General features: G+C 46.6%; 27 protein-coding genes and 1 tRNA gene. 20 read left to right on the top strand and 8 right to left on the bottom strand.

Features of this window, described 5'->3' with window-relative positions:
- The first annotated feature begins 28 nt into the window (after nt 1-28).
- Both ICV32_RS07835 and ald read left to right on the top strand, forming a co-directional pair.
- A complete protein-coding gene (locus ICV32_RS07835; protein WP_371817052.1) occupies nt 29-1,456 on the top strand; it encodes an amino acid permease in 1,428 nt (475 codons plus the stop codon).
- A complete protein-coding gene (gene ald / locus ICV32_RS07830) occupies nt 1,453-2,595 on the top strand; it encodes an alanine dehydrogenase (RefSeq protein WP_215369808.1) in 1,143 nt (380 codons plus the stop codon). Before ICV32_RS07835 ends, ald begins: the two co-directional genes overlap by 4 nt.
- Here the strand turns inward: ald and ICV32_RS07825 are convergent.
- Together ICV32_RS07825 and ICV32_RS07820 are read right to left on the bottom strand one after the other, a co-directional pair.
- On the bottom strand, nt 2,575-3,180 hold the full coding sequence (locus tag ICV32_RS07825; RefSeq protein ID WP_251371837.1) for a DUF3501 family protein: 606 nt from the start codon (nt 3,178-3,180) through the stop codon (nt 2,575-2,577). The two genes, ald and ICV32_RS07825, sit on opposite strands and share 21 nt — an antisense overlap.
- 3 nt (nt 3,181-3,183) lie before the next feature.
- Complete coding sequence (locus ICV32_RS07820) at nt 3,184-4,521, bottom strand: heterodisulfide reductase-related iron-sulfur binding cluster (protein WP_215369806.1); 1,338 nt, start codon at nt 4,519-4,521, stop codon at nt 3,184-3,186.
- Nucleotides 4,522-4,635: 114 nt separating this feature from the next.
- On the opposite strand from ICV32_RS07820, the gene ICV32_RS07815 reads away from it, so the two are divergent.
- The 12 genes from ICV32_RS07815 (at nt 4,636) to ICV32_RS07760 (ending at nt 14,207) form a co-directional block, all read left to right on the top strand.
- The gene (locus ICV32_RS07815; RefSeq protein ID WP_215369804.1) at nt 4,636-5,223 is read left to right on the top strand and encodes a TMEM165/GDT1 family protein; all 588 of its coding nucleotides are present in this window, start codon (nt 4,636-4,638) and stop codon (nt 5,221-5,223) included.
- A 32-nt stretch (nt 5,224-5,255) separates the two neighbouring features.
- Nucleotides 5,256-7,919: an aminopeptidase N gene (pepN, locus tag ICV32_RS07810; protein WP_215369802.1), complete on the top strand. Its 2,664-nt coding sequence runs from the start codon at nt 5,256-5,258 to the stop codon at nt 7,917-7,919.
- Nucleotides 7,920-7,981: 62 nt separating this feature from the next.
- A tRNA-Thr gene (locus ICV32_RS07805) sits at nt 7,982-8,057 on the top strand.
- 184 nt (nt 8,058-8,241) lie between these two features.
- Nucleotides 8,242-9,252 (top strand): tripartite tricarboxylate transporter substrate binding protein, encoded by a 1,011-nt coding sequence (locus ICV32_RS07800; protein WP_215369800.1) that lies wholly within the window; start codon nt 8,242-8,244, stop codon nt 9,250-9,252.
- Between the two features lie 73 nt (nt 9,253-9,325).
- Nucleotides 9,326-9,841: a tripartite tricarboxylate transporter TctB family protein gene (locus ICV32_RS07795; protein ID WP_215369798.1), complete on the top strand. Its 516-nt coding sequence runs from the start codon at nt 9,326-9,328 to the stop codon at nt 9,839-9,841.
- Nucleotides 9,842-9,880: 39 nt separating this feature from the next.
- Nucleotides 9,881-11,368 carry a tripartite tricarboxylate transporter permease gene (locus tag ICV32_RS07790; protein WP_215369796.1) on the top strand — a complete coding sequence of 496 codons (1,488 nt, stop codon included), beginning with the start codon at nt 9,881-9,883 and terminating at the stop codon, nt 11,366-11,368.
- 75 nt (nt 11,369-11,443) lie between these two features.
- Nucleotides 11,444-11,818 carry a DUF2946 domain-containing protein gene (locus ICV32_RS07785; RefSeq protein WP_215369795.1) on the top strand — a complete coding sequence of 125 codons (375 nt, stop codon included), beginning with the start codon at nt 11,444-11,446 and terminating at the stop codon, nt 11,816-11,818.
- A gap of 58 nt (nt 11,819-11,876) precedes the next feature.
- Nucleotides 11,877-12,290 carry a DsrE family protein gene (locus ICV32_RS07780; protein WP_215369792.1) on the top strand — a complete coding sequence of 138 codons (414 nt, stop codon included), beginning with the start codon at nt 11,877-11,879 and terminating at the stop codon, nt 12,288-12,290.
- A gap of 20 nt (nt 12,291-12,310) precedes the next feature.
- Nucleotides 12,311-12,802: a copper chaperone PCu(A)C gene (locus ICV32_RS07775; protein ID WP_215369790.1), complete on the top strand. Its 492-nt coding sequence runs from the start codon at nt 12,311-12,313 to the stop codon at nt 12,800-12,802.
- A 160-nt stretch (nt 12,803-12,962) separates the two neighbouring features.
- The gene (locus ICV32_RS07770; protein WP_215369789.1) at nt 12,963-13,289 is read left to right on the top strand and encodes a polymer-forming cytoskeletal protein; all 327 of its coding nucleotides are present in this window, start codon (nt 12,963-12,965) and stop codon (nt 13,287-13,289) included.
- A gap of 19 nt (nt 13,290-13,308) precedes the next feature.
- A complete protein-coding gene (locus ICV32_RS07765; RefSeq protein ID WP_215369787.1) occupies nt 13,309-13,755 on the top strand; it encodes a polymer-forming cytoskeletal protein in 447 nt (148 codons plus the stop codon).
- A gap of 8 nt (nt 13,756-13,763) precedes the next feature.
- Nucleotides 13,764-14,207: a polymer-forming cytoskeletal protein gene (locus tag ICV32_RS07760; RefSeq protein ID WP_215369785.1), complete on the top strand. Its 444-nt coding sequence runs from the start codon at nt 13,764-13,766 to the stop codon at nt 14,205-14,207.
- 5 nt (nt 14,208-14,212) lie between these two features.
- Here the strand turns inward: ICV32_RS07760 and ICV32_RS07755 are convergent, their stop codons facing one another.
- The 3 genes from ICV32_RS07755 to ICV32_RS07745 are packed head-to-tail and all read right to left on the bottom strand — an operon-like array spanning nt 14,213 to nt 16,136.
- Nucleotides 14,213-14,899, bottom strand: coding sequence for a tetratricopeptide repeat protein (locus ICV32_RS07755; protein ID WP_215369783.1), 687 nt, complete (start codon nt 14,897-14,899; stop codon nt 14,213-14,215).
- 32 nt (nt 14,900-14,931) lie between these two features.
- Nucleotides 14,932-15,366 (bottom strand): surface-adhesin E family protein, encoded by a 435-nt coding sequence (locus tag ICV32_RS07750; RefSeq protein WP_215369781.1) that lies wholly within the window; start codon nt 15,364-15,366, stop codon nt 14,932-14,934.
- 11 nt (nt 15,367-15,377) lie between these two features.
- A complete protein-coding gene (locus ICV32_RS07745) occupies nt 15,378-16,136 on the bottom strand; it encodes a PilZ domain-containing protein (RefSeq protein WP_215369779.1) in 759 nt (252 codons plus the stop codon).
- 89 nt (nt 16,137-16,225) lie between these two features.
- On the opposite strand from ICV32_RS07745, the gene ICV32_RS07740 reads away from it, so the two are divergent.
- From ICV32_RS07740 to ICV32_RS07720, 5 genes are all read left to right on the top strand, one after another.
- A complete protein-coding gene (locus ICV32_RS07740) occupies nt 16,226-16,414 on the top strand; it encodes a hypothetical protein (protein WP_215369777.1) in 189 nt (62 codons plus the stop codon).
- 22 nt (nt 16,415-16,436) lie between these two features.
- Nucleotides 16,437-16,628, top strand: a complete 192-nt coding sequence (locus tag ICV32_RS07735) for a hypothetical protein (protein ID WP_215369776.1) — start codon at nt 16,437-16,439, stop codon at nt 16,626-16,628.
- Nucleotides 16,629-16,813: 185 nt separating this feature from the next.
- Nucleotides 16,814-17,083 (top strand): hypothetical protein, encoded by a 270-nt coding sequence (locus ICV32_RS07730; RefSeq protein ID WP_215369774.1) that lies wholly within the window; start codon nt 16,814-16,816, stop codon nt 17,081-17,083.
- Between the two features lie 13 nt (nt 17,084-17,096).
- Nucleotides 17,097-17,408, top strand: coding sequence for a hypothetical protein (locus ICV32_RS07725; RefSeq protein ID WP_215369772.1), 312 nt, complete (start codon nt 17,097-17,099; stop codon nt 17,406-17,408).
- 34 nt (nt 17,409-17,442) lie between these two features.
- Nucleotides 17,443-17,793: a hypothetical protein gene (locus ICV32_RS07720; RefSeq protein ID WP_215369770.1), complete on the top strand. Its 351-nt coding sequence runs from the start codon at nt 17,443-17,445 to the stop codon at nt 17,791-17,793.
- A 7-nt stretch (nt 17,794-17,800) separates the two neighbouring features.
- Here ICV32_RS07720 and ICV32_RS07715 read toward each other — a convergent pair whose 3' ends face one another.
- The 3 genes from ICV32_RS07715 to ICV32_RS07705 all read right to left on the bottom strand — a co-directional run bounded on the left by ICV32_RS07715 (nt 17,801) and on the right by ICV32_RS07705 (nt 20,110).
- The gene (locus ICV32_RS07715; RefSeq protein WP_215369769.1) at nt 17,801-18,172 is read right to left on the bottom strand and encodes a hypothetical protein; all 372 of its coding nucleotides are present in this window, start codon (nt 18,170-18,172) and stop codon (nt 17,801-17,803) included.
- A gap of 3 nt (nt 18,173-18,175) precedes the next feature.
- A complete protein-coding gene (gene ilvD, locus ICV32_RS07710; RefSeq protein ID WP_215372661.1) occupies nt 18,176-19,882 on the bottom strand; it encodes a dihydroxy-acid dehydratase in 1,707 nt (568 codons plus the stop codon).
- A gap of 63 nt (nt 19,883-19,945) precedes the next feature.
- Nucleotides 19,946-20,110 carry a rubredoxin gene (locus ICV32_RS07705; protein WP_215369767.1) on the bottom strand — a complete coding sequence of 55 codons (165 nt, stop codon included), beginning with the start codon at nt 20,108-20,110 and terminating at the stop codon, nt 19,946-19,948.
- A gap of 121 nt (nt 20,111-20,231) precedes the next feature.
- Here ICV32_RS07705 and ICV32_RS07700 point away from each other — a divergent pair, with 121 nt between their 5' ends.
- The gene (locus tag ICV32_RS07700; RefSeq protein ID WP_215369765.1) at nt 20,232-20,840 is read left to right on the top strand and encodes a response regulator transcription factor; all 609 of its coding nucleotides are present in this window, start codon (nt 20,232-20,234) and stop codon (nt 20,838-20,840) included.
- The last annotated feature ends 27 nt before the right edge of the window (nt 20,841-20,867 follow it).

Below are 20,867 nucleotides of genomic sequence, written 5' to 3'. Positions count from 1 at the left end.
TTCAATCGAGTTCGCTCCATAGACTTTCATGCGGTGGCGTTGTGCCACCGTCATCATGAAAGGAGTTCTCTTGGAGAAGAATGAAGAAGGCTTAAAGCGCCACCTCAAAGTCAGGCACATTCGCTTAATGGCTTTGGGTTCTACGATTGGTGTTGGATTATTTTTAGGATCTGCCACCGCAATTCAAATTGCAGGGCCATCCATCTTGCTTGCCTACTTCTTGGCTGGCATGGTTGCATTTGTGGTCTTGCGAACCTTGGGAGAAATGGCTGTCCATGAACCGGTCACGGGATCATTTGCCACCTATGCCAATACCTATGTCAATCCACTAGCCGGATACATGGTGGGTTGGGGGTACTGGACCTACTGGGTGGTCGTGGCCATTGCTGAAGTGACTGCGGTGGGTATTTATATGGGGATTTGGTTTCCAGACACACCGCAATGGATTTGGGCATTGTCTTCCATCATCTTGATGGGGCTGATCAATTTGATTGCCGTCAAAGTATTTGGTGAGTTTGAGTTTTGGTTTGCACTCATCAAAATTATGGCAATCGTGCTGATGATTGCATTGGGTTGCTCAGTAATCTTCTTTGGGTTTACTAACGATTGGGTACCGATGGGTCTGAGTAACCTCTGGCAGCATGGCGGATTTTTTCCAAACGGGTTTAGTGGGTTTTTACTCTCATTACATATGGTGCTGTTTGCCTATGTCGGCATTGAAATGATTGGGCTATCTGCAGGCGAAGCACAAAATCCGAAACAGACAATTCCGATGGCCATCGACTCACTCATTTGGCGCATCCTCATTTTTTACTTAGGTGCGCTGATGGTTATTCTGGCAATCTTTCCATGGAATGAGGTCGGTCAGCAAGGTAGTCCATTTGTGGCCATGTTTGAGCGCATTGGCTTACGCGAGGCCGCTGGCATTATTAATTTTGTGGTGATTACTGCAGCTCTATCCGCCTGCAATGCCGGGGTGTTTAGTGGTGGCCGCTTGTTATATGCCTTATCTGCGAATGGCTATGCTTCAAAGTCTTTTGTTACGTTGTCACGAACGGGTGTTCCGCATCGTGCTGTGATTGGAACGGTATGCGTACCGATGGTTGGTGTCGTACTGAACTATTTTGTTCCTGAAAAGGCTTTCCATTACATGATGGCGGCGGTCACATTTGTGGGCCTCATGGTCTGGATCTCCATTTTGTATACCCACTTCCGCTTTCGGGCAAGTCTTAGCAAGGATCAACTTGCGCAATTGTCATACCGCGCTCCCTGGTGGCCGTATTCCAGCTGGTTTGCCTTGGCCTTTATTGCGTTGGTCATTGTCTTGATGAGTTTTCATGAGGATGCGCGCATGGCACTCATTGTGGGACCAATCTTATTAACCATTTATTTGATCCTGTATTTCGTATTAGGAATTAATAAAAAACACGTACTTCAATTAGGAGAGCAGAAATGATTATTGGTATTCCAAAAGAAATTAAAAATAATGAGTTTCGGGTTGGACTAACCCCTAGCCTGGTCAATGGCCTTACCCGCCAAGGCCACTCGGTGCTGGTAGAAAAAAATGCTGGCGCACAAATTGGGTTTGCCGATGCGCAGTATCAAGCGGCTGGTGCAACATTACTCGAGGATGCCAAAGCGGTCTTCGCCGCCGCCGAGTTAATCGTCAAGGTTAAAGAGCCACAGCCCATCGAGTGCGCCATGCTGCATGCAGATCAGACCCTGTTTACTTATTTGCATTTGGCGCCTGATCCAGTCCAGACACAGGCATTAATCGAGTCCAAAGCCATTTGCATTGCCTATGAGACGGTGACCTCATCGAGCGGTGCATTGCCACTGTTGGCGCCCATGAGCGAGGTGGCAGGGCGGATGTCGATTCAGGCAGGGGCTGCACATTTGGAGAAATCCAAAGGGGGCTCTGGATTATTGTTGGGCGGCATTCCCGGTGTTGCTACTGCAAAGATCTTGATCTTGGGCGCAGGCGTTGTAGGCCGTCATGCCTTGCAAATTGCGGTTGGCATGGGCGCGCACGTGAGCATCATGGATCGCGACTTAGATCGCCTACGGCAAATTGATGCGCTCTACGGTAATCGAGTGCAAACCCTGTTCTCTGATCAGCAAAGTATTGAGAATGCAGTGAGAGAAAGCGATTTGGTGATTGGCGCAGTGTTGCTGCCAGGTGGCTCAGCACCTAAATTGGTGACCGCGGCCATGATCAAGCAGATGCGAGCCGGATCGGTTTTGGTCGATGTGGCGATTGATCAAGGCGGTTGTTTTGAGACCTCACGCCCCACCACCCACGCAGAGCCGACCTACATAGAACATGGAGTGATTCATTACTGTGTGGCCAATATGCCAGGCGCGGTTGCTCGGACATCCACGATTGGTTTAACGAATGCGACCTATCCCTTTATTGAGCAAATTGCCAATCTTGGAGTGATGGAAGCTTTGCGATTGAACTCGCATTTAAGAAATGGGCTGAGTATTTGTCGTGGGCAACTCACTTCTGCACCCGTTGCTCGGGCACAGAAGCGGTCGCACGTTCCAATCGACGAGGCGTTATTAAGCCCCGATTTAGTCGAGGTCTGTGACTAAGGAAGCGAGTGTTTCATGGGGGAGGGTTTCGACATGCATGGGATAACCCTTGTGGTCGCAACCCACCATCATCTGGGCACCCGCCTTGAGCGCGTCTTTCATGGCCGGTGTTAGTGGAATGCGCAGGAAATGCACGGCCGAGGTTTTCTCGGTCGTTGCTCGCTCTAAATCCTCGTCGGCAATTGCGTAGACCCGTGGCTGACCTTCAATCTCAATAAAAATCTGATCTTCAACACCAACCAACTTTGCAAGCGCGACGCGACGATCGGCTTCATTGGGATACTCAATCATCATGGTGACCTTAAAGTCCGAACCACCAGGTACCATAGGGTTGTATGCATCCAACTCATCTTGAATGCCTTCATCTTCAAAGGTTTTCTCAACGCGTAACATTTCTTGAATCTGATAACGCATTAAGAACTCGTTCTCAAAAATCAGTGTGAGATGCTCGCCCAAATGAACAGTGCGCAGTTTGCGTTCAGCAATGGCGCGTGCCCTCATTTCAGGACGTGCTTTGTGGTAAGCCTCAAGGCTTAATAAACTATCGCGTGTAATTTTTCCCATTTCAATTGATCCTGTTGTCATGATTTAGAGTCCGTAGGCTTTGGCCATTAGTGTTAGTGGATGCGCCATGGCAGTTTTCGGCAAACCAAGTTCATCCATCCCTTGAGCAATATGATGCCCAGCGAGTTGGCAATCGGAGCTAATGTAATTGGGCGATTCTTCGGCCATGCTACGAAATACTGGACGACCAATTTTCATCGCCATTGCATGAAACTCTTTCTTTACACCCCACGTTCCTGAGTGGCCTGAGCAGCGTTCAACCACATTCACTTCAGTACCTGGAATCAGTTTCAATGCTTCAGCGGTCTTCTGGCCAACGTTTTGTACGCGCGAGTGGCAGGCAACGTGATAGCTCACATGACCCAACTCTTCTTTGAAGTCTTGATTGAGGAGGCCATCTTTGCTGCGCGCAATAAAGTACTCAAACGGATCCCACATCGCATCTTTGACCGCTTGCACATCAGCATCATCTGGGAACATGAGGGGCAACTCTTGTTTGAACATCAGGGTGCACGATGGAATTGGGGTCACGATGGCGTAGCCCTCACGCGCCAATTTAGCAAGTTTTGGGATGTTCTTATCTTTATTTTCTTTTACGGATTCAAGGTCACCCAGTTCGAGTTTTGGCATTCCACAGCACGCCTCTTTATCAACTAGCGCATAGGGAATCTGATTGTGATTCAGAATCTTGATGAGGTCTTGACCAATACCGGGCTCGTTGTAGTTGATGTAGCAGGTTGCATAAATGGCGACCTTGCCAGGAGTGCGTTGACCATCTTTAACTGGAAACGCCGCTGATGCCTTCGCCAATTGTGGGAAGGTCTTCGCAGCATATTCAGGAACCCACGCTTTTTTATCAACGCCTAGAGCACCTTCCATTACCAGTCGTGTAACACCCATGTTATTAACCGCATTGACTGTTTGGGTCACGATTGGAATGCCTGCAAACTGACCGAGTTTGTCCGTAGACGATAACAATTTGTCGCGAAAGGTCGTTTTACCCTCTTTGAAGGCAACGGCTTTGGCGCGCAACATGAGGTGAGGGAAATCAATATTCCACGGGTGAGGTGGGGTGTAGGGGCATTTGGTCATGTAGCAAACATCACACAGATAACACTGATCAACAACTTTTTGATAATCCGCTTTCGCTACCCCTTCCACTTCACCTTCTTCGGTCGCATCGACAAGATCAAAAAGGGTTGGGAATGAGCCACACAGGTTGACGCAGCGACGGCAACCATGGCAAAGATCGAACACCCGCTCCATCTCGGCTTCGAGCTTTTCGGTGTTGTAGAAGTCCGGATTTGTCCAGTCCAAGGGGTGTCTGGTTGGGGCTTCGAGATTACCTTCGCGTAAAGTCATGGGTTTACCTTCGAGAGAAAAATTAAGATGGACGCAGTTTAGGGTTTTTTCCTATGATAGCCAAATTGTATTAATTAAAAATATTGATAGATTTTATTTAAATAACTGATTTATATGGATTTTTATGGATTATTGATTTCCACTGGGGTCGTTGCCCTAGCGGAAATCGGGGATAAGACCCAGCTTTTATCCTTGATGCTCGCTGCGCGCTATCCCAAACATGCTTGGCCAATTGTGTGGGGGATCCTGCTGGCAACCCTTGCCAACCATGCCCTGGCCGCCTATGTGGGGCATTGGGTTGCTGGGCTACTGAGTCCTGATCTGTTGCGTTGGATCTTGGGGATTGGATTTTTAGCCCTCGGCGCATGGCTACTCATTCCCGATAAATTGGATGAAGACCAGGCTTCAAAACCAGCCAAAGGGGCTTGGGCAATTTTTGTCTTAACCACCAGCTTATTCTTCATTGCTGAAATGGGAGATAAAACCCAAATCGCGACGATTGCGCTCGGTGCAAAGTACGACAGTGTTTTATCTGTAACGCTTGGAACCACTATGGGCATGATGTTAGCGAATGCCCCGGCAGTATGGCTTGGACAACAATTTACCAAGCGCTTGCCAATTGCGTGGGTGCATCGCATTGCAGCCACGATTTTTATTCTGCTAGGAATGGCTACTCTACTTTGGGGTGGGAATCTTACCTAATTACTTATTTAGGAAGCAACTAAAATCATTTCATGCGAACTGATTCTGCCAAGCGCTTTTTGCGCCTCCACTACAAAGCTCCTGATTATCAATTTGGCCAGGTGGAACTTGATGTTGAGTTAATACCCCAACGTACCCTCGTACATAGTCGCATTGAGGTGATCCCGACTGAGGCAACACAAAATACTAAAGACGAGGTTCCCCTCATCTTGGATGGTGAAGATCTGGAGTTTATTAGTTTGCGTATCAATGGCCAAACGCATCGTCATGTGGAGTTAACACCAGGCCGAATGGTGATTCATGGCCTACCTAATCGAGGTAAGCAAAATTTTGTCATTGAAATCAAAACCGCATGCATACCTGAAAAAAATACTTCCCTAATGGGGCTGTATGTCTCACGCGGTAATTTCTTTACGCAGTGCGAAGCAGAGGGTTTTCGCAAAATTACCTATTACCAGGATCGCCCCGATGTGATGGCGCGCTATCGGGTGACCTTGCGTGCCCACAAAGCGGATTACCCGGTCTTGCTCTCGAATGGAAATTTGATTGCCAAAGAGGATTTAGCCGATGGTTGGCATAGCGCCATTTGGGAGGATCCATTTCCGAAACCTTCTTATTTATTTGCATTAGTGGCTGGCAAATTTGTTTGCTTAGAGGATGTCATTACTTCTGGTAGTGGCGATAAAAAGCTATTGCAAATTTGGGTCGAGCCCCGCGATTTGCATAAAACCCATCACGCGATGGATTCTTTAAAGCGATCAATCGCCTGGGATGAAGAGCGCTTTGGATTGGAACTTGATTTAGAGCGCTTCATGATTGTGGCCGTGAGCGACTTCAATATGGGGGCGATGGAGAACAAGGGTCTCAATATCTTTAATACCAAGTTTGTGCTTGCGGATGCGCAAACTGCCACGGATACAGATTTTGCTAATGTAGAGAGCGTGGTCGCGCACGAGTATTTTCATAATTGGACGGGTAACCGGGTTACTTGCCGGGATTGGTTTCAGTTATCACTAAAAGAAGGTTTAACGGTATTTCGGGATCAAGAGTTCTCAGCCGATCAAATGGGTACTGAGTCTGGTAGGGCAGTCAAGCGCATCGACGATGTGCGTTTATTACGCCAGATGCAGTTCCCCGAGGATGCGGGACCTATGGCGCATCCCATTCGCCCTGATGAGTATCAAGAAATCAATAATTTCTACACGGTCACGGTTTACGAGAAGGGTGCCGAAGTTGTACGGATGTATCAAACCTTACTCGGGGTCGATGGCTTTCGTCGCGGTATGGATTTGTACTTCAAGCGACATGATGGGATGGCGGTCACTTGCGATGAGTTCATCGCGGCGATGGCAGACGCCAACGGGCGTGATCTCAGTCAGTTTAAAAATTGGTACAGTCAATCGGGTACCCCACGGGTTCAAGTCAAGGAACAATTTGATTCGCGCAAGCACGAGTACCGCTTGACCCTCAAGCAATCTTGCCCACCCACTCCCGGGCAAAAGACAAAAAAGCCATTTCATATTCCATTAAAAGCGAGTTTGTTATTTAGCGGCAATGCAGCGCTTACATCTAAAGAAGCCAACTATTTTGGTCAGGAAGTTTTACTGGAACTGACCCAGCCTCAGCAAACTTGGGTGGTGAAGCAAATTCCTGCAAAACCCGTACTGTCGATTAATCGGGATTTCTCTGCTCCCATTGTGCTTGAGCATCCGCAGAGTGAAGCAGAGCTACTTGCTCTGATGGCATACGAAACCGACTCGTTCAACCGCTGGGAGGCTGTGCAAAAGTTAGCCCAACAATTTATTTTGTCCGACCGAAAGCCCAACCAACAATTATTAGAGGCATACCGCAGATTATTGGTTGATCCACAATTGGATCCAGCCTATAAGCAACTTCTCTTTACGCTACCAGCCGAAACCTATTTATACGAGCAGGTTCAATCGGTTGATCCTCAGAAATTACATTGGGCGCGTAGAGGTTTTAAGTCAACCCTAGCAAATGCGTTGAAATCCGATTGGGAGAGAATCTATCACTCATTACAAACCTCGGCCAAATACAGTCCAGATGCGAAGAGTATGGGTCGGCGTGCCCTCAAAAATGATGCACTCATGATACTTTTGGAAACTAAGGATACGCAGTGGTATGAGATGGCTGAAGAACAATACGAGTTAGCAAACAATATGACCGATCGCTTTGCCGCATTACAGGCTTTAGTGGCTGTCGGCGCCCCCCACGCCAAGAATGCGTTAGCGGATTTTTATCAGCGCTTTTCCGAAGACCCGCTTGTGGTCGATAAGTGGTTTGCTTTGCAGGCCACCCAACCCCCTCAGACTCGGGGCCATACTGTGCTTGGTCACGTTCAGGAGCTCATGCACCATCCCGCATTTCAGATGAACAACCCCAATCGAGTGCGCAGCTTACTGCATGCATTTTGCTTGAGCAACCCGGGTGGATTTCATGCGGCCGAGGGCGTGACGTATGCTTTTTGGGCACAGCAGGTTATTGCACTTGATGAGATCAATCCCCAAGTAGCGGCACGCCTCGCCCGAGGTTTGGACCGCTGGCGGCAGTTTGCACCGCGCTACCAAAAGTCAATGAAAGTCGCATTGGAGAAGGTTGCGGCCGTTAACCGTCTTTCCCCCGACGTTCGGGAAGTGGTTTCCAAGGCGTTGCTTGCAAAGCCTGCTCCGCGATGAGCAATTTGCTCAAAGTGCTGAGCTAAAATCATTGCTTCAAACAGGGTCTTTTTATCTCATAAGCCGGAATAGCTCAGTTGGTAGAGCAGCGCATTCGTAATGCGAAGGTCGTAGGTTCGATTCCTATTTCCGGCACCAATTCGGCTCGTAAATAAGTTTCCAAAGCAAGGGTTTTCACTAGTCAGTACGGGTTTTACTTATGTGAAAATTTTCGTTTGTTGATGTTTGTCAATTTTTGTCTAAAACTTTTATTGAAGAATTAGTCGTCAAAGTTGCTGCATAACAAAATTAATAATTTTGAAAATTTATTGGAGGAGCATCCATGCGTTTGAAATTCAAATCCACGTTGTTGAGCGTTGCTTTGGTAGCTGGTTTTGCAGCTACGACCACCGCTCACGCTCAGGCTAAGTGGGAGCCAACAAAACCTGTTGAATTCATTATCTCTGCCGGTCCTGGTGGCGGCGCTGATCAAATGGCGCGGATGATTCAGGGAATTATTTCTAAAAATAATTTGATGAAGCAATCCATGATTCCAGTAAATAAAGGTGCTGGTGCTGGTGCTGAAGGCTATCTAGCAATCAAGGAAGCCAAAGGCGATCCCCATAAGATCATTATTACCCTCTCAAATCTATTCACAACCCCACGTGCAACGGGTGTGCCATTTAAGTGGCAAGACATGACCCCAGTCGCGATGCTGGCACTTGATCAATTCGTGTTGTGGACAAATACTGAAAAAGGCTATAAGTCTGCGAAGGACTACGTTGATGCCGCTAAAGCTGCAGGTCCTAATAAGTTCAAGATGGGTGGAACTGGTTCGAAGCAAGAAGACCAAATCATTACCGTAGCACTTGAGAAAGCAACTGGTACTAAGTTCACTTATGTTCCATTTGCTGGTGGCGGCGCAGTAGCTGTTCAGTTAGTTGGTAATCACGTTGATTCCACTGTGAACAATCCAATCGAAGCCGTTGCTCAGTGGCGTGCTGGTAAGTTAACTGCGCAGTGCGTATTTGATACACAGCGTATGCCATACAAGGAGAAAATTACCCCAACGCTATCTTGGAATGATGTTCCAACCTGCCGTGAAGTGGGTGTGAATACTGACTATGTGATGTTGCGCGGTATTTTCATGCCACCTGGTGTGACTCAAGCACAAGTGGATTTCTACGTCGACTTGTTCAAAAAGGTTCGTGAGACACCGGAGTGGAAGAAGTTCATGGCCGATGGCGCATTTAACCAAACCTTCATGACCGGTAAAGAGTTTACAAACTGGCTCGAGAAAGCCGACGCTCAGCATGCTCAGCTGATGAAGGAAGCCGGCTTTATTGCGAAGTAATTGGTAGATGTGAAATAAGACCTCATGGTGAGGTCTTATTTTTTTTAGTAATCGATTAAGAGAAGAGTGAAGAATGTCAGAGAATTCAAATCATGATTCAGTCGTAAGTATGCGTACGATGGAAATCATCACCGCCCTCATGTTTATTGTTGTCGGCGTTGTGGTGATGGTGGGAAGCTTAAAACTTGGCGCTAAATGGGGCAGCGATGGTCCTGAGTCAGGCTATTTCCCTTTCTACATTAGCCTGATTATTTTGATTTGTAGCTCAGTGACCTTGATTCAGTCGATTCGCGCTAAAGAGCTTGCTGACGAGACATTTGTTGAGAGAGAACCCTTTCGGCAAGTGATGGCCGTTCTCATTCCGGCAGCCCTCTTTGTTTTGGGTGTTCAGCTGATCGGTATCTATGTTGCCGGCGTCCTCTACATTACCTTTTTCATGGTCTGGCTCGGGAAATACGTATTTTGGAAAGCCCTTGCGGTTGGACTGGGTGTAAGCATCGTTCTTTACATGATGTTTGAGTATTGGTTTCAAATTCCGTTGCCACATGGTTCGTTGTTTAACCCCTTGGCTATATTTGGTTTGCAGTAAGCAAAGCATCCACTACAAGATTGAATAAAAGGAGCAAACGTGGAAGAAATTAACGCGCTATTTGGAGGCTTTGCCGTAGCATTGTCACCCTACAACGTCATGTTGATGTTGATCGGAGTGATCCTCGGAGTCATTATTGGGGTATTGCCTGGGCTTGGCGGAGCCAATGGCATTGCCATTTTGCTACCCTTGACTTTTACCATGTCGCCCACTTCGGCGATCATCATGCTCTCCAGTATTTACTGGGGTGCTTTATTCGGAGGTGCGATTACCTCCATTCTGTTTAACATTCCCGGTGAGCCATGGTCGGTTGCGACAACATTTGACGGTTATCCAATGGCGCAAAATGGTAAAGCGGGCGAGGCACTTACAGCTGCCTTTACCTCATCGTGTATTGGTGCCGTTTTTGCAGTCGTTGTAATCACCTTCTTGGCGCCGCTCGTGGCAAAGTTTGCTCTGCAGTTCGGACCCCCTGAATTCTTTGCAGTTTACTTATTAACCTTCTGTAGTTTTGTGGGCATGAACAAAGGCTCACCGTTCAAAGTTTTATCAGCAATGATGCTTGGTTTTGCGTTAGCTGCTGTGGGAATGGATACCGTTACCGGTCAATTACGCTTAACCTTTGGCTCGTCGGAGTTAATGCGCGGCTTTGATTTCTTAATTGCGGTGATCGGTCTATTTGGTATCGGCGAAATTTTGCAATCCATGGAGGAAGGTCTCAAGTTCTCCGGTAAAAGTGCCAAGATCAAAGCAAAGGTTGTTTTTGAAACTTGGGCTCAGTTACCGAAGTACTGGGCAACATCCCTACGCAGCTGCTTAATTGGTTGCTGGATGGGTATTACTCCAGGCGGCGCAACTCCAGCCTCATTTATGAGCTACGGCGTTGCAAAGCAGATGGCCAAAAATAGAAATAATTTTGGCAAGGGTGAGATGGAGGGTATTGTTGCTCCAGAGACCGCAGCTCATGCTGCCGGTACCGCAGCTTTGCTCCCGATGCTCTCCTTGGGTATTCCTGGCTCACCAACCGCTGCGGTGTTATTGGGCGGCCTCCTGATCTGGGGTTTACAGCCAGGACCACTATTGTTTGTTGAGAAGCCAGATTTTGTTTGGGGCTTAATCGCAAGTATGTACTTGGGTAATATTGCCGGTCTCTTTGTGGTCTTGACCTGCGTACCGATTTTTGCCTCCATCTTAAGAATCCCATTCTCAATCATTGCTCCAGTGATCATTGTTATTTGTGCTGTTGGCGCATTTACGGTGAACAATGCGATGTTTGATGTATGGCTGATGTTGGGCTTTGGAGTCTTGGGCTACCTCTTTAAGAAACTCGACTACCCGATGGCGCCAATGGTTCTTGCCTTGGTATTGGGCGATCGTGCTGAAGATTCTTTCCGTCAAGCGATGTTGGTATCTCAGGGTAGCTTGGGCATCTTCTTCTCCAACTATCTGGTTGGTACGATCACCGCCTTGGCACTCATCCTGCTTTTCTGGCCGCTGATTTCTAAATTGCGTCAGATGAAGGCGTAATGCTGGTAACTTAAAAAAAGGGGGGCGCAAACCCCCTTTTTTGTTATTTCATACGCTTATCGATAAAATGACCAGATGTATTTTCCATACCGAAAACTGATTCATTGGCTAACTACTCTGGCGTTTATTTTCGGAGCACTGGCACCAACGATGACCCATGCAGTATCCATGCCAACCAATGGCTCGGCTTTGGCAATGGAAATTTGTATGGCGGACGGTACAAAACAAGTGCTTGACCTAAATACCGAGGATGCGGTAACGAACGCGTCTGTGGACTGCCTGTATTGCCTCGCTCAATCGGTAGGACTTCCTAATTTATTAAGTAATCTTGAGTTTGCTAGCCCTTCAACGCATGCATTGATCCCAAACCTTTTTCTAGAGTCTGCAAAGACACTCTTTGCATGGGTCAAGCTTCCCTCTCAGGGACCACCTCAGAATACTCGCACTTAAGTTCAATGGCGGGGCTGTGTTGCCCCTAATGCGAAGTTTTTATGGGAGTTTAAGCGTGATGAGTCACTTCATGCGTTCTTGGTTATTTACATTACTCGCGGTATTTAGTTTTTCAGCATTTGCAGGACCCAATGACCCACTATTTATTAGCCTAACCAGTGGGGAGCCTCATCGGGTTACGATGGCCCTCAATTTCGGTAAGCATCACAACGAAAATGGGCATCCCTTGAGTATTTTTCTAAGCGATCAAGGCGTCTTTGTTGGTGTTAAATCGGGTGCTGATAAGTACGCCGATCAACAAAAAATACTTCAAGAGATTATTGCCAAAGGGGGTACGGTCATTATGTGCCCCATGTGTTTAAAGCATTACGGATTAAGTCCAGGCGACCTATTGCCTGGAATCAAAATGGGCTCTCCTAAAGTAACAGGCGACGCACTCTTTAAAGATGGCACTAAAACAATGACATGGTAACGATTACAGAAAGGATCATTATGAATACCAAATTTCTACACGCAATCACCGCAAGCGCTCTAATCGGCTTTTCTGGCTGGTCCCTTGCCCATAGCGACGCTAAGGGCTCGGACTATCGGATTGGGCAACTGAAGATTGAGAATCCCTATGCGCGAGCAACGGCCCCAGGTCAAAAAGCTGCAGGCGGGTTTATGAAGATTGAAAATAAAGGTGCCGCTGATCAATTGATTGCGGCAAGCTCCCCGGTAGCTGGCGAGATGCAGCTGCACACCATGGCGATGGACGGTAATGTCATGAAAATGCGCGAAGTCAAGGGGATTGACGTCCCGGCTAATGGCTCTGTCGAGCTAAAACCGGGCGGCTTACACCTCATGTTTATGGATATTAAGACGCCCTTAAAAGCAGGCGAAACCGTTCCGGTGAAGCTGAAATTTCAGAAATCGGGTGAGGTGGAAGTTAAATTACAAGTTAGGGATATCTCCGGCGGTCATGGGGGCTCGATGAAGCACTAATTTCCTTGACTAAGGGTTTTTCCCGTAATTACCGCTTTTGGTGCGCCCGATTGATTTTTTGACTTCTAATTGTGATAAATTTATAGCTTATGGCAGATCTTTAGAGGGCTGCCTAATACTAAATTTATAAGCAATTATTCACGCTATTTAAGGGTTTTTCATGGTCGATGCAAATCAATCGGGTTGTCTATTTGTTGGTGAAGGGGTCATTTTGAAGGGAAATTTTGCTGTGCCCGATATTGCCTCGGTTTCCGGTGTTGTGGAAGGCGATTTGTCTGCCAAACAAGTGATTGTTGAAGCTTCTGGTTTGATTCGTGGCAAAGTGGTCGCAGAATCGGTTGATATCCGAGGAGAAGTTGCCGAGCAGTTAACTGCCTCCCGGTCGCTAATTATTCGCTCTAGCGGTAAAGTCGGCGGTTCTGTTCATTACGCTGAGATTGAGATCGAAAAGGGTGGATCTTTGCACGGCGATCTGCACCTTATTTAACCTCCCATTTAGGTGATCTATGTTTTCAAAGAAATCCAATGACATTCCAGAGAATCCCTCTGATGAATCTCAAAATACGTATTCAGAGCCAGTAACCGAAGTAGCAGCTGAGCCGGATCAAAGCTATGGCTATGAAAACAATGTAAATCGTGCAAATCCAATTAAGCCTTCCATTATTAGCGAAGGCTTTGAGTTTGTTGGAACCATTACATCCGAAGGCGTTTTAAATATCTCTGGTGTGATCAAAGGTAAAGTAACGGCCAAATCCGTTTTGATTGATTCATCGGGCCTTGTAGAGGGCGAACTCTTCTCCGATCAGGTGATGGTGAAGGGTAAAGTTCTGGGTGATATTAATTGCCAAGAGCTCAATATTGGCCCACTTGCCGAGGTTGATGGCTCCGTATCGTATGACTCGGTCCACATCCAACGTGGCGGTAAGATCAAGGGTCACTTCATTAAGAAGTAATTGCAATTATGTTTGGCAACAAATCCAAATCAATCAAAACCCTTGGCCAAACCATTGAGTCATTTCAGACCATGGTTGGCGAGGCCACTGAAATCCATGGGCGTCTGGTTGCCTCTGAGAGCTTGCGAATTGACGGTAAGGTCATTGGCAATGTGGAAACCTCGCAAGACGGGGTTGTCAGTATTGCGGTTGGAAAAAATGGTTTGGTACAAGGTGATATTTACGCCTATCGCGTCATTATTGCGGGGCGGGTCGAAGGCAATGTCTACTGTACGGAGCGCGTTGAACTTCACAATGGTTCTGTCGTGCATGGCGATGTGACCTACGGTCAGATTGGTATTGAGCCGGGCGCTCGCTTAAATGGCTTAATGATTTCAAGATCCAAGGACTTGGATACTCAGGATAGCAGTCAAGTATTTAAGAAAAACTGGGAAAAAATTACTTCTACCTAAGCCCTTTAGATGCAGCGGTAGAGTTTTCGTAGGTTTTCGATTTCACCAAACTTCACATTAGCGGCATCAAATTCGCGGTCAAAGCTCTCGTTTTTGTGGGCATGGGCAAAGATGGCAAGTACGCGTTTCGCTTGCTCATGCCCCATCATTGCCGCCAAGGTTAGGTAATAGGCTGCTTTGGAATTGTCTTGAGGAATAAATTCACCCTTGCCGTAGAGTGAGCCAATCGTGAAAGCTGACTGACGACTACCCGACTCGGCACCCTTACTGAGTAATTCAAGTCCTTTGAAAATATCCCGAGGAACCCCTTGCTCCATACCTAAGCCGAGGGCATAAATATTGCCTAAGTTGCAATAGGCATCATGGACTTCTTCTTTAATGGCTTTCTCGTAGTACTCGACCGCTACTTTGTAGTTTTGTTTTACTTTACCCAAACCGCGTTCGTGCATTAAACCCACGTTATAAAGGGCGTAGCCATTACCGTAGGACGAATGGGAGTTCTGAAACTCATAAAACTGTTCAATCTGTTCGGGGCCTAATTGACCATCGAAAGTCATCCGAGTCAACATGTAAAGTGCATCTTCATCCAGATCATTTTTGGCAAGATCAAAGAAGATATCAAAGGCAATATCGACCTTGCCTTTATCAAGATTTAGTTTGCCTAATTCGAATGCGCCTGCGTTATATCCCATCCTAAAATTATATAGGGTTAATCCTAGGCGCGTTATTTAGTCGATGCGCAAAATGTTTCAATAATATGAAAACCAACGGAATCAACGGGTAGGTCTATCCACGGCGGATCGCTCTCTGTCAGATCGATAAAACGACCCTTGCCCATGGGCTCGATGAAGCCTTGACTATTGAGTTTTTGGGACTTCTTTTCCTGGCAATCAAATTGAATTAGCGTGATCGCCGAGCGATAGGGTTCGTCATTTGGTCCCATCCGTTGGGCAAGGTAGTCTTGCAAGATCCATACTTTTAGGAAGGGCCCAATTTTTTCAATGGATTTTTCTTGAATGTAAATTGTGCTGTTAGAAAGCTTGCCAAATACCTTCCACGACTCGCTATTTGATTGCGCAAGAGCCGCCATTGAAAGGACCATCAGAAGGACAACAAGTAATCTATTAATCACCGGCAGCGAGGAAGAGAAAAATTTCATAAAGACTGCGCCTAAGAGCACCATGAGACATTTTGGAACCAGAATTTGAGTCGGCGCTGTACACGAGCGGTATGAATTCCATTTCGCGTGCTTTCAAATTCAATGCGATTGCGAGGGGTGGGATCCAAAAGTTGACAGCCAACGCGTATCCGCGAAGATTCTTGGCTCAGACGTGTGTTACGAATAACAAGATCAAATGGCTCAGAGCGATTTTTTAGGCGTTCAAATGAGCAGCGTGTCCAGATTGTGCCAATTGACATATCAGTGGCATCAGCACGCAAATCCAACTGGAGGCCATCCTCCGACATATCAACAATTTGCGCAATCATTTCCTTGCCTTGGGCAAAGTAAATCAGTAATTTAAAATCCCGATCAAAATTACCGGGTCCCGGTGTTCTAAAGCTTTTGCGTCGTTGAACAATTGCAATTTTTTGGGGAAGATCGCTGGTGTAGGACGAATCGGTCGCGAGGCGGATGTTGTTTAAGCTGAACTGCACCTTACCGCTATCCACATAAGTCACTAAGATGCGGTTACCAATGATGGCGGGATGGGATCCGTCTGCCAAAGGCATCACCTTAAAGCGTAATCCAGTGGACTCAACACCTAGAACATTGACGCTAATTCCTTCCCGATCTGAAGCATTTTTGAATAATCCACAGATTCGGTCTTCCTCAAAAATGCGTTCTAGATTTTTATAGGTAAACCGAGGGTCTACCCAGTAATTAGGGGCAATCTCTCCAAGTTCGGGGGGGTAAATGCGAGCGCTCAAAGGTGGTAAAAAATCTTATTTTGCCTGATAAATCATTTGTATACTAAGTTTCAGAACATTAATTAAATTCATCTTTATCAATATTCATCATGAATCATTTTCTTCCCGACGATCGATTGCGGCGATTTTTGATGCTTCTATTTATTGTGCTTGCCGTGATCGAACTTTCGCGAGCATCATTTATTTGGGGAGCGATTGATATCATTTTTGCAGCAAGTTTCTCTCCACGCGTTCAGGTCTGGGCTCAAACTCAGTGGGCGCGGATTTTCAAAAAGTAGAGATTTAGGTTGATAACTAGGAATGAAAAAAGACTACGAAATTCGACTTGCAACTCAGGTTCGAGGTAAGTGGTGGCGAGTTGATTATGTCAATAAAGAGGGCAGAATGGAGTTTGAGACCGTTGAGGCGCTCGATGTACAAGAGGCGATATCACTTACCAACACTATTTTGCGTCGCAAATACCATGCTAGAGAGAAAAAAGTTAGGAAGTGAACAAACTTCACATGACTTGGGAATATCAGGAATATCCCTCTACACTCAAAAAAACAGCTTGGTATCCAAATTAAATAAAAAAATCAATAAAATCAAGTACTTATAAAATTACCAGGCTATTGGATACTTTTATTTGTCGTAATTTTGACCTAGAATCAATGTGTTTATCATGATTAATATTGCATATGGCTGACACCCCGATAAATTCCGTATTAGCCCCCTACGTTGGCAGTTCCAACTTGCGTAGTGGCGCGACCTTGGCTGAGCTTAAACTGGGTCTTCCAGAGACCCAGGGCGATTATCGCTACGTTCCAAAATCCAATGCCATTGAGGGTACTGAAAAAGCCAGTGGCGTCATTGTTGACATCAATCCTTTATCAACTTCTTTGCAAACCAGTGTGGTTTATCCCAATGATCCTCGTTTGAAGATCTACAAGCAGATCGAGAACTCATAAAGGGGTATGGATCGTGAGACGGCCACAGCGCAATGATATGTATGTAAATGGTGAGGGGATGAAGGTGGTTGTTAATAATGTTCTGGCACCCAATCCGGCCGGCGTACAAATTTTGGAGTACAAATTTATTGGCTCACCCGAACTCCACTTTATTCCCGTTGACGAATTTACAGGTCAGTTTGAGTTTGTAGAAACTTTTTCATCATTTGATATCTACATCGAAGAGCGCAACAAAATACTGCAATTAAAAGAAGAGGAAGAGGAGCGAGCCGCATTGGCTCGTAAGAAGGCCAAGGAAGAGGCAGCCAGTGCAATTAAGCGCTGAGTTTGCGCGCATCGGTATTGGTATCTAGTCAGTTATGGAAAATTCAGATTTTTATGAGGCCGAGCGCTACCTCAAGTTAGGCCTTTATCCACAAGCCTTTGAGGCGTTTATGGCATTGGAATCCGGCAGTTACGAATGCACATACCTGATGCCATGCAAGATGGCCCTCAACAATCAATTAACTCCTCAGCAGCTCGAGCTTTTGTTTCATGACCTTGAGCGGGAACTTAAGCAAAAGAATCCAAGGGCCATCTATAACTATGGATTGGTGTTAGACCACATGGGCAATCATGCAAAAGCGATTGAGTTATTGCAAATTGCGATGGATCTCGATATTCCAGAAGCCAGAGCGGCACTGAGCCGTATTCTAATTAAAGGCTCTTAAGAAACCCTTACTTTGTATTGAGGTTGTTGGATTTGCTTTTGACCGGAGCAGGTGTGGCGATATCGGCAAATTGATCTTTAATGACCGTCAGCTCTTCAATTTTTTGATTGACCTGTGCAATATTGGCTTCCAGTTTTTGTACCTGTTCTTTGTAACTGGCCTCAATCGACTCTTTTTGTTGAATCGATATCGCTCCACCCATTGCCCGAGTGAGCTCGGGGTTCACATGAAAGGCAATCCGGTAGCCTAAAAAATGAACACCAAATCCAGTCAGGAACAAAAAAATACAGATAATCACGGTAAGCTTGATGAGACCCTTACCAGTGATACTGATTTTCTTGACTTGGGAGGTTGAGCCTCCGATCCAAATAAGTTGCATGCCTTATTTTAAATCCAGATCCGTGACAGCCCCAAGACTGGCGCTACTCGCTAGACGAGCGTACTTTGCCAGTAAACCCCGTGTATAGCGCGATTTTGGTTGTTTCCAGGTAGCTCGACGCTTGGCGATCTCCTCCTCGGGGACATTGAGCTGAATCAATAGTTGATTGGCATCGATGGTTACGGAGTCGCCTTCTTGAATCAGGGCGATGGTTCCCCCAACAAAAGCCTCTGGAGCTACATGTCCTACCACCATCCCCCAGGTGCCTCCAGAAAACCGTCCGTCGGTAATCAGGCCAACACTTTCTCCAAGCCCCTGGCCAACTAAAGCAGAAGTAGGCGCTAACATTTCGCGCATTCCAGGGCCACCTTTGGGTCCTTCATAACGAATAATCACCACATCACCGGCCTTAATCTTCTGGGCAAGGATCGCTGCCATGGCATCGTCTTCTGAGTCAAACACCCGGGCAGGACCGGTGATGGACGGATTTTTGAGACCAGTAATTTTTGCAACACAGCCCTCGGGGGATATATTGCCCTTTAGAATTGCCAAGTGCCCATGGGGATAGATTGGGTTGCTGAGTGGTCGAATGACCCGTTGATCGCTTCTTGGTTTTGCTGGGACATCTTTTAATACCTCGGCAACGGTTTCTCCAGTAATGGTTAAACAATCGCCGTGGAGCAGGCCGCCATCGAGCAAAATTTTCATGATTTGTGGAATTCCGCCGGCTTGGTGCAAATCGGTTGCCAGGAAAGTTCCGGAGGGTTTCATATCGGCGATGACCGGAACTCTTTTGCGGATCCGCTCAAAGTCATCAATCGTCCAATCAATCTCAGCGGCACTGGCAATTGCTAAAAAATGTAAGACCGCATTGGTTGATCCACCAACAGCCATGATGACGCTTACTGCGTTCTCAATTGATTTTTTGGTGATGACATCACGAGGACGAATATTTTTCTTAATTGCCTCAATTAAAACGCGGGCGGATTGGGCGGCGCTCTCGACCTTTTCTTGATCTTCGTTTGCCATGGTTGAGGAGTAAGGCAGGCTCATGCCGAGTGCCTCAAAGGACGAGCTCATCGTATTTGCGGTGTACATACCGCCACATGACCCGCTGCCTGGGCAGGCATGCTGTTCAACACCCTTGAGATCCTCCTCGCTCAAGCGACCGGCGGTAAATTCCCCAACCGCCTCAAAGGCCGATACGATGTTCAATTCTTTACCTTTGTAATGGCCTGGCTTGATGGTTCCACCATAAACATAAATGCCAGGGACATTGGTTCGAGCTAGTGCCATCATCCCGCCAGGCATGTTCTTATCGCAACCCCCAATAACCACTACACCGTCTTGCCAAAGACCATTGACGCAGACTTCAATGCTGTCAGCAATGACCTCCCGTGAAACCAATGAGTACTTCATGCCCTCGGTCCCCATGCCAATACCATCGGAAATGGTTGGAGTCCCAAATACTTGGGCCTTGGCGCCGGATGACTCAAGGGCGGCAATTGCAGCATCGGCTAGTTTTTGTAAGCCGCTATTGCAGGGTGTCACTGTGGAATGACCGTTGGCAACCCCCACCATCGGTTTGCCAAAATCCGATTCTTTGTAACCCATTGCGTAATACATGGAGCGATTGGGAGCCCTTGCAACCCCCTCGGTCACCTTGCGAGAGCGTTCATTTAAGCGTTTTTCAGTCTTGATATTTGACATGGGTTTGGTCATCCAAAAATTAAAGCATTAACGAGTTCGTCAGTGTATTCCTACACCGAATTGCTAAATAGCCATCATTTCAAAGCTATCTTTACCAGCGCCGCAATCTGGGCATGCCCAATCACTAGGTACCGCATCCCAAGGCGTTCCGGGGGCTATTCCATCCTCAGGGCGCCCAGCCGACTCGTCATAAATAAAGCCACAGACAATGCATAAATAGGTTCTCATGGGGTTTGTACTTTGAATTAAAAGAATTATTTTAGTGATATTGACCTAAATTAGCCATAAAGCGAATAGCCTAACGGGATCGGGGTCGGTAAATTCCAAAAATGCCAACTAGGGGAAAGCAATGAGCACATTGAACGGAACCATCTACTTAATTGATGATGATGATGCCATTCGCCGCTCCTTATCCCGCATGTTGGTAGATGTTGGCTACGATGTATTTGATTACAACAGTGCGACATCTTTTTTAAGCAATAGCCGCGTTGTTTCCCCAGCAGTTATTTTGCTTGATATGCAAATGCCCGATCTCTCAGGCTTGGAGTTATTGGATTGCCTCGAAAAAAATGGCAGTACAACACCGATTATTTTTCTGAGTGGACAAAGTCACCCCCAACAAATTGTTAAAGGGTTGAAAAAGGGGGCATTGGATTTTCTATTTAAGCCATTTAATTTAGAAGAATTATTAAATGCGATTCAAACGGCACTTGAATATGACAGGAAGCAGTTCAAGCGAATCCTAAAAACGAGCGAAATTAAGCAAAACTTTTTGTTATTGACGCCTCGCGAAAAGGAGGTTTTTTCTCTATTGGTGAGTGGCTTAATGAATAAAGAAATCGCTCAGCAGCTAGGAACAACCGATGCAACGATTAAGGTGCATAAGGCCCGGGTTATGGAAAAAATGCGCGCCGGGTCGGTCCAGGATTTAGTCCGTTTTCACCTTGAAATGAATTAGCCCCGAGGTAAATAGACTTTTGTTGAT

Origin of the sequence: Polynucleobacter sp. MWH-UH24A (assembly GCF_018687475.1) — a bacterium.
Classification (GTDB): Bacteria; Pseudomonadota; Gammaproteobacteria; order Burkholderiales; family Burkholderiaceae; genus Polynucleobacter.
The sequence above is the reverse complement of the archived record's forward strand: the minus strand, read 5'-3'. Positions and strand labels throughout refer to the sequence as shown.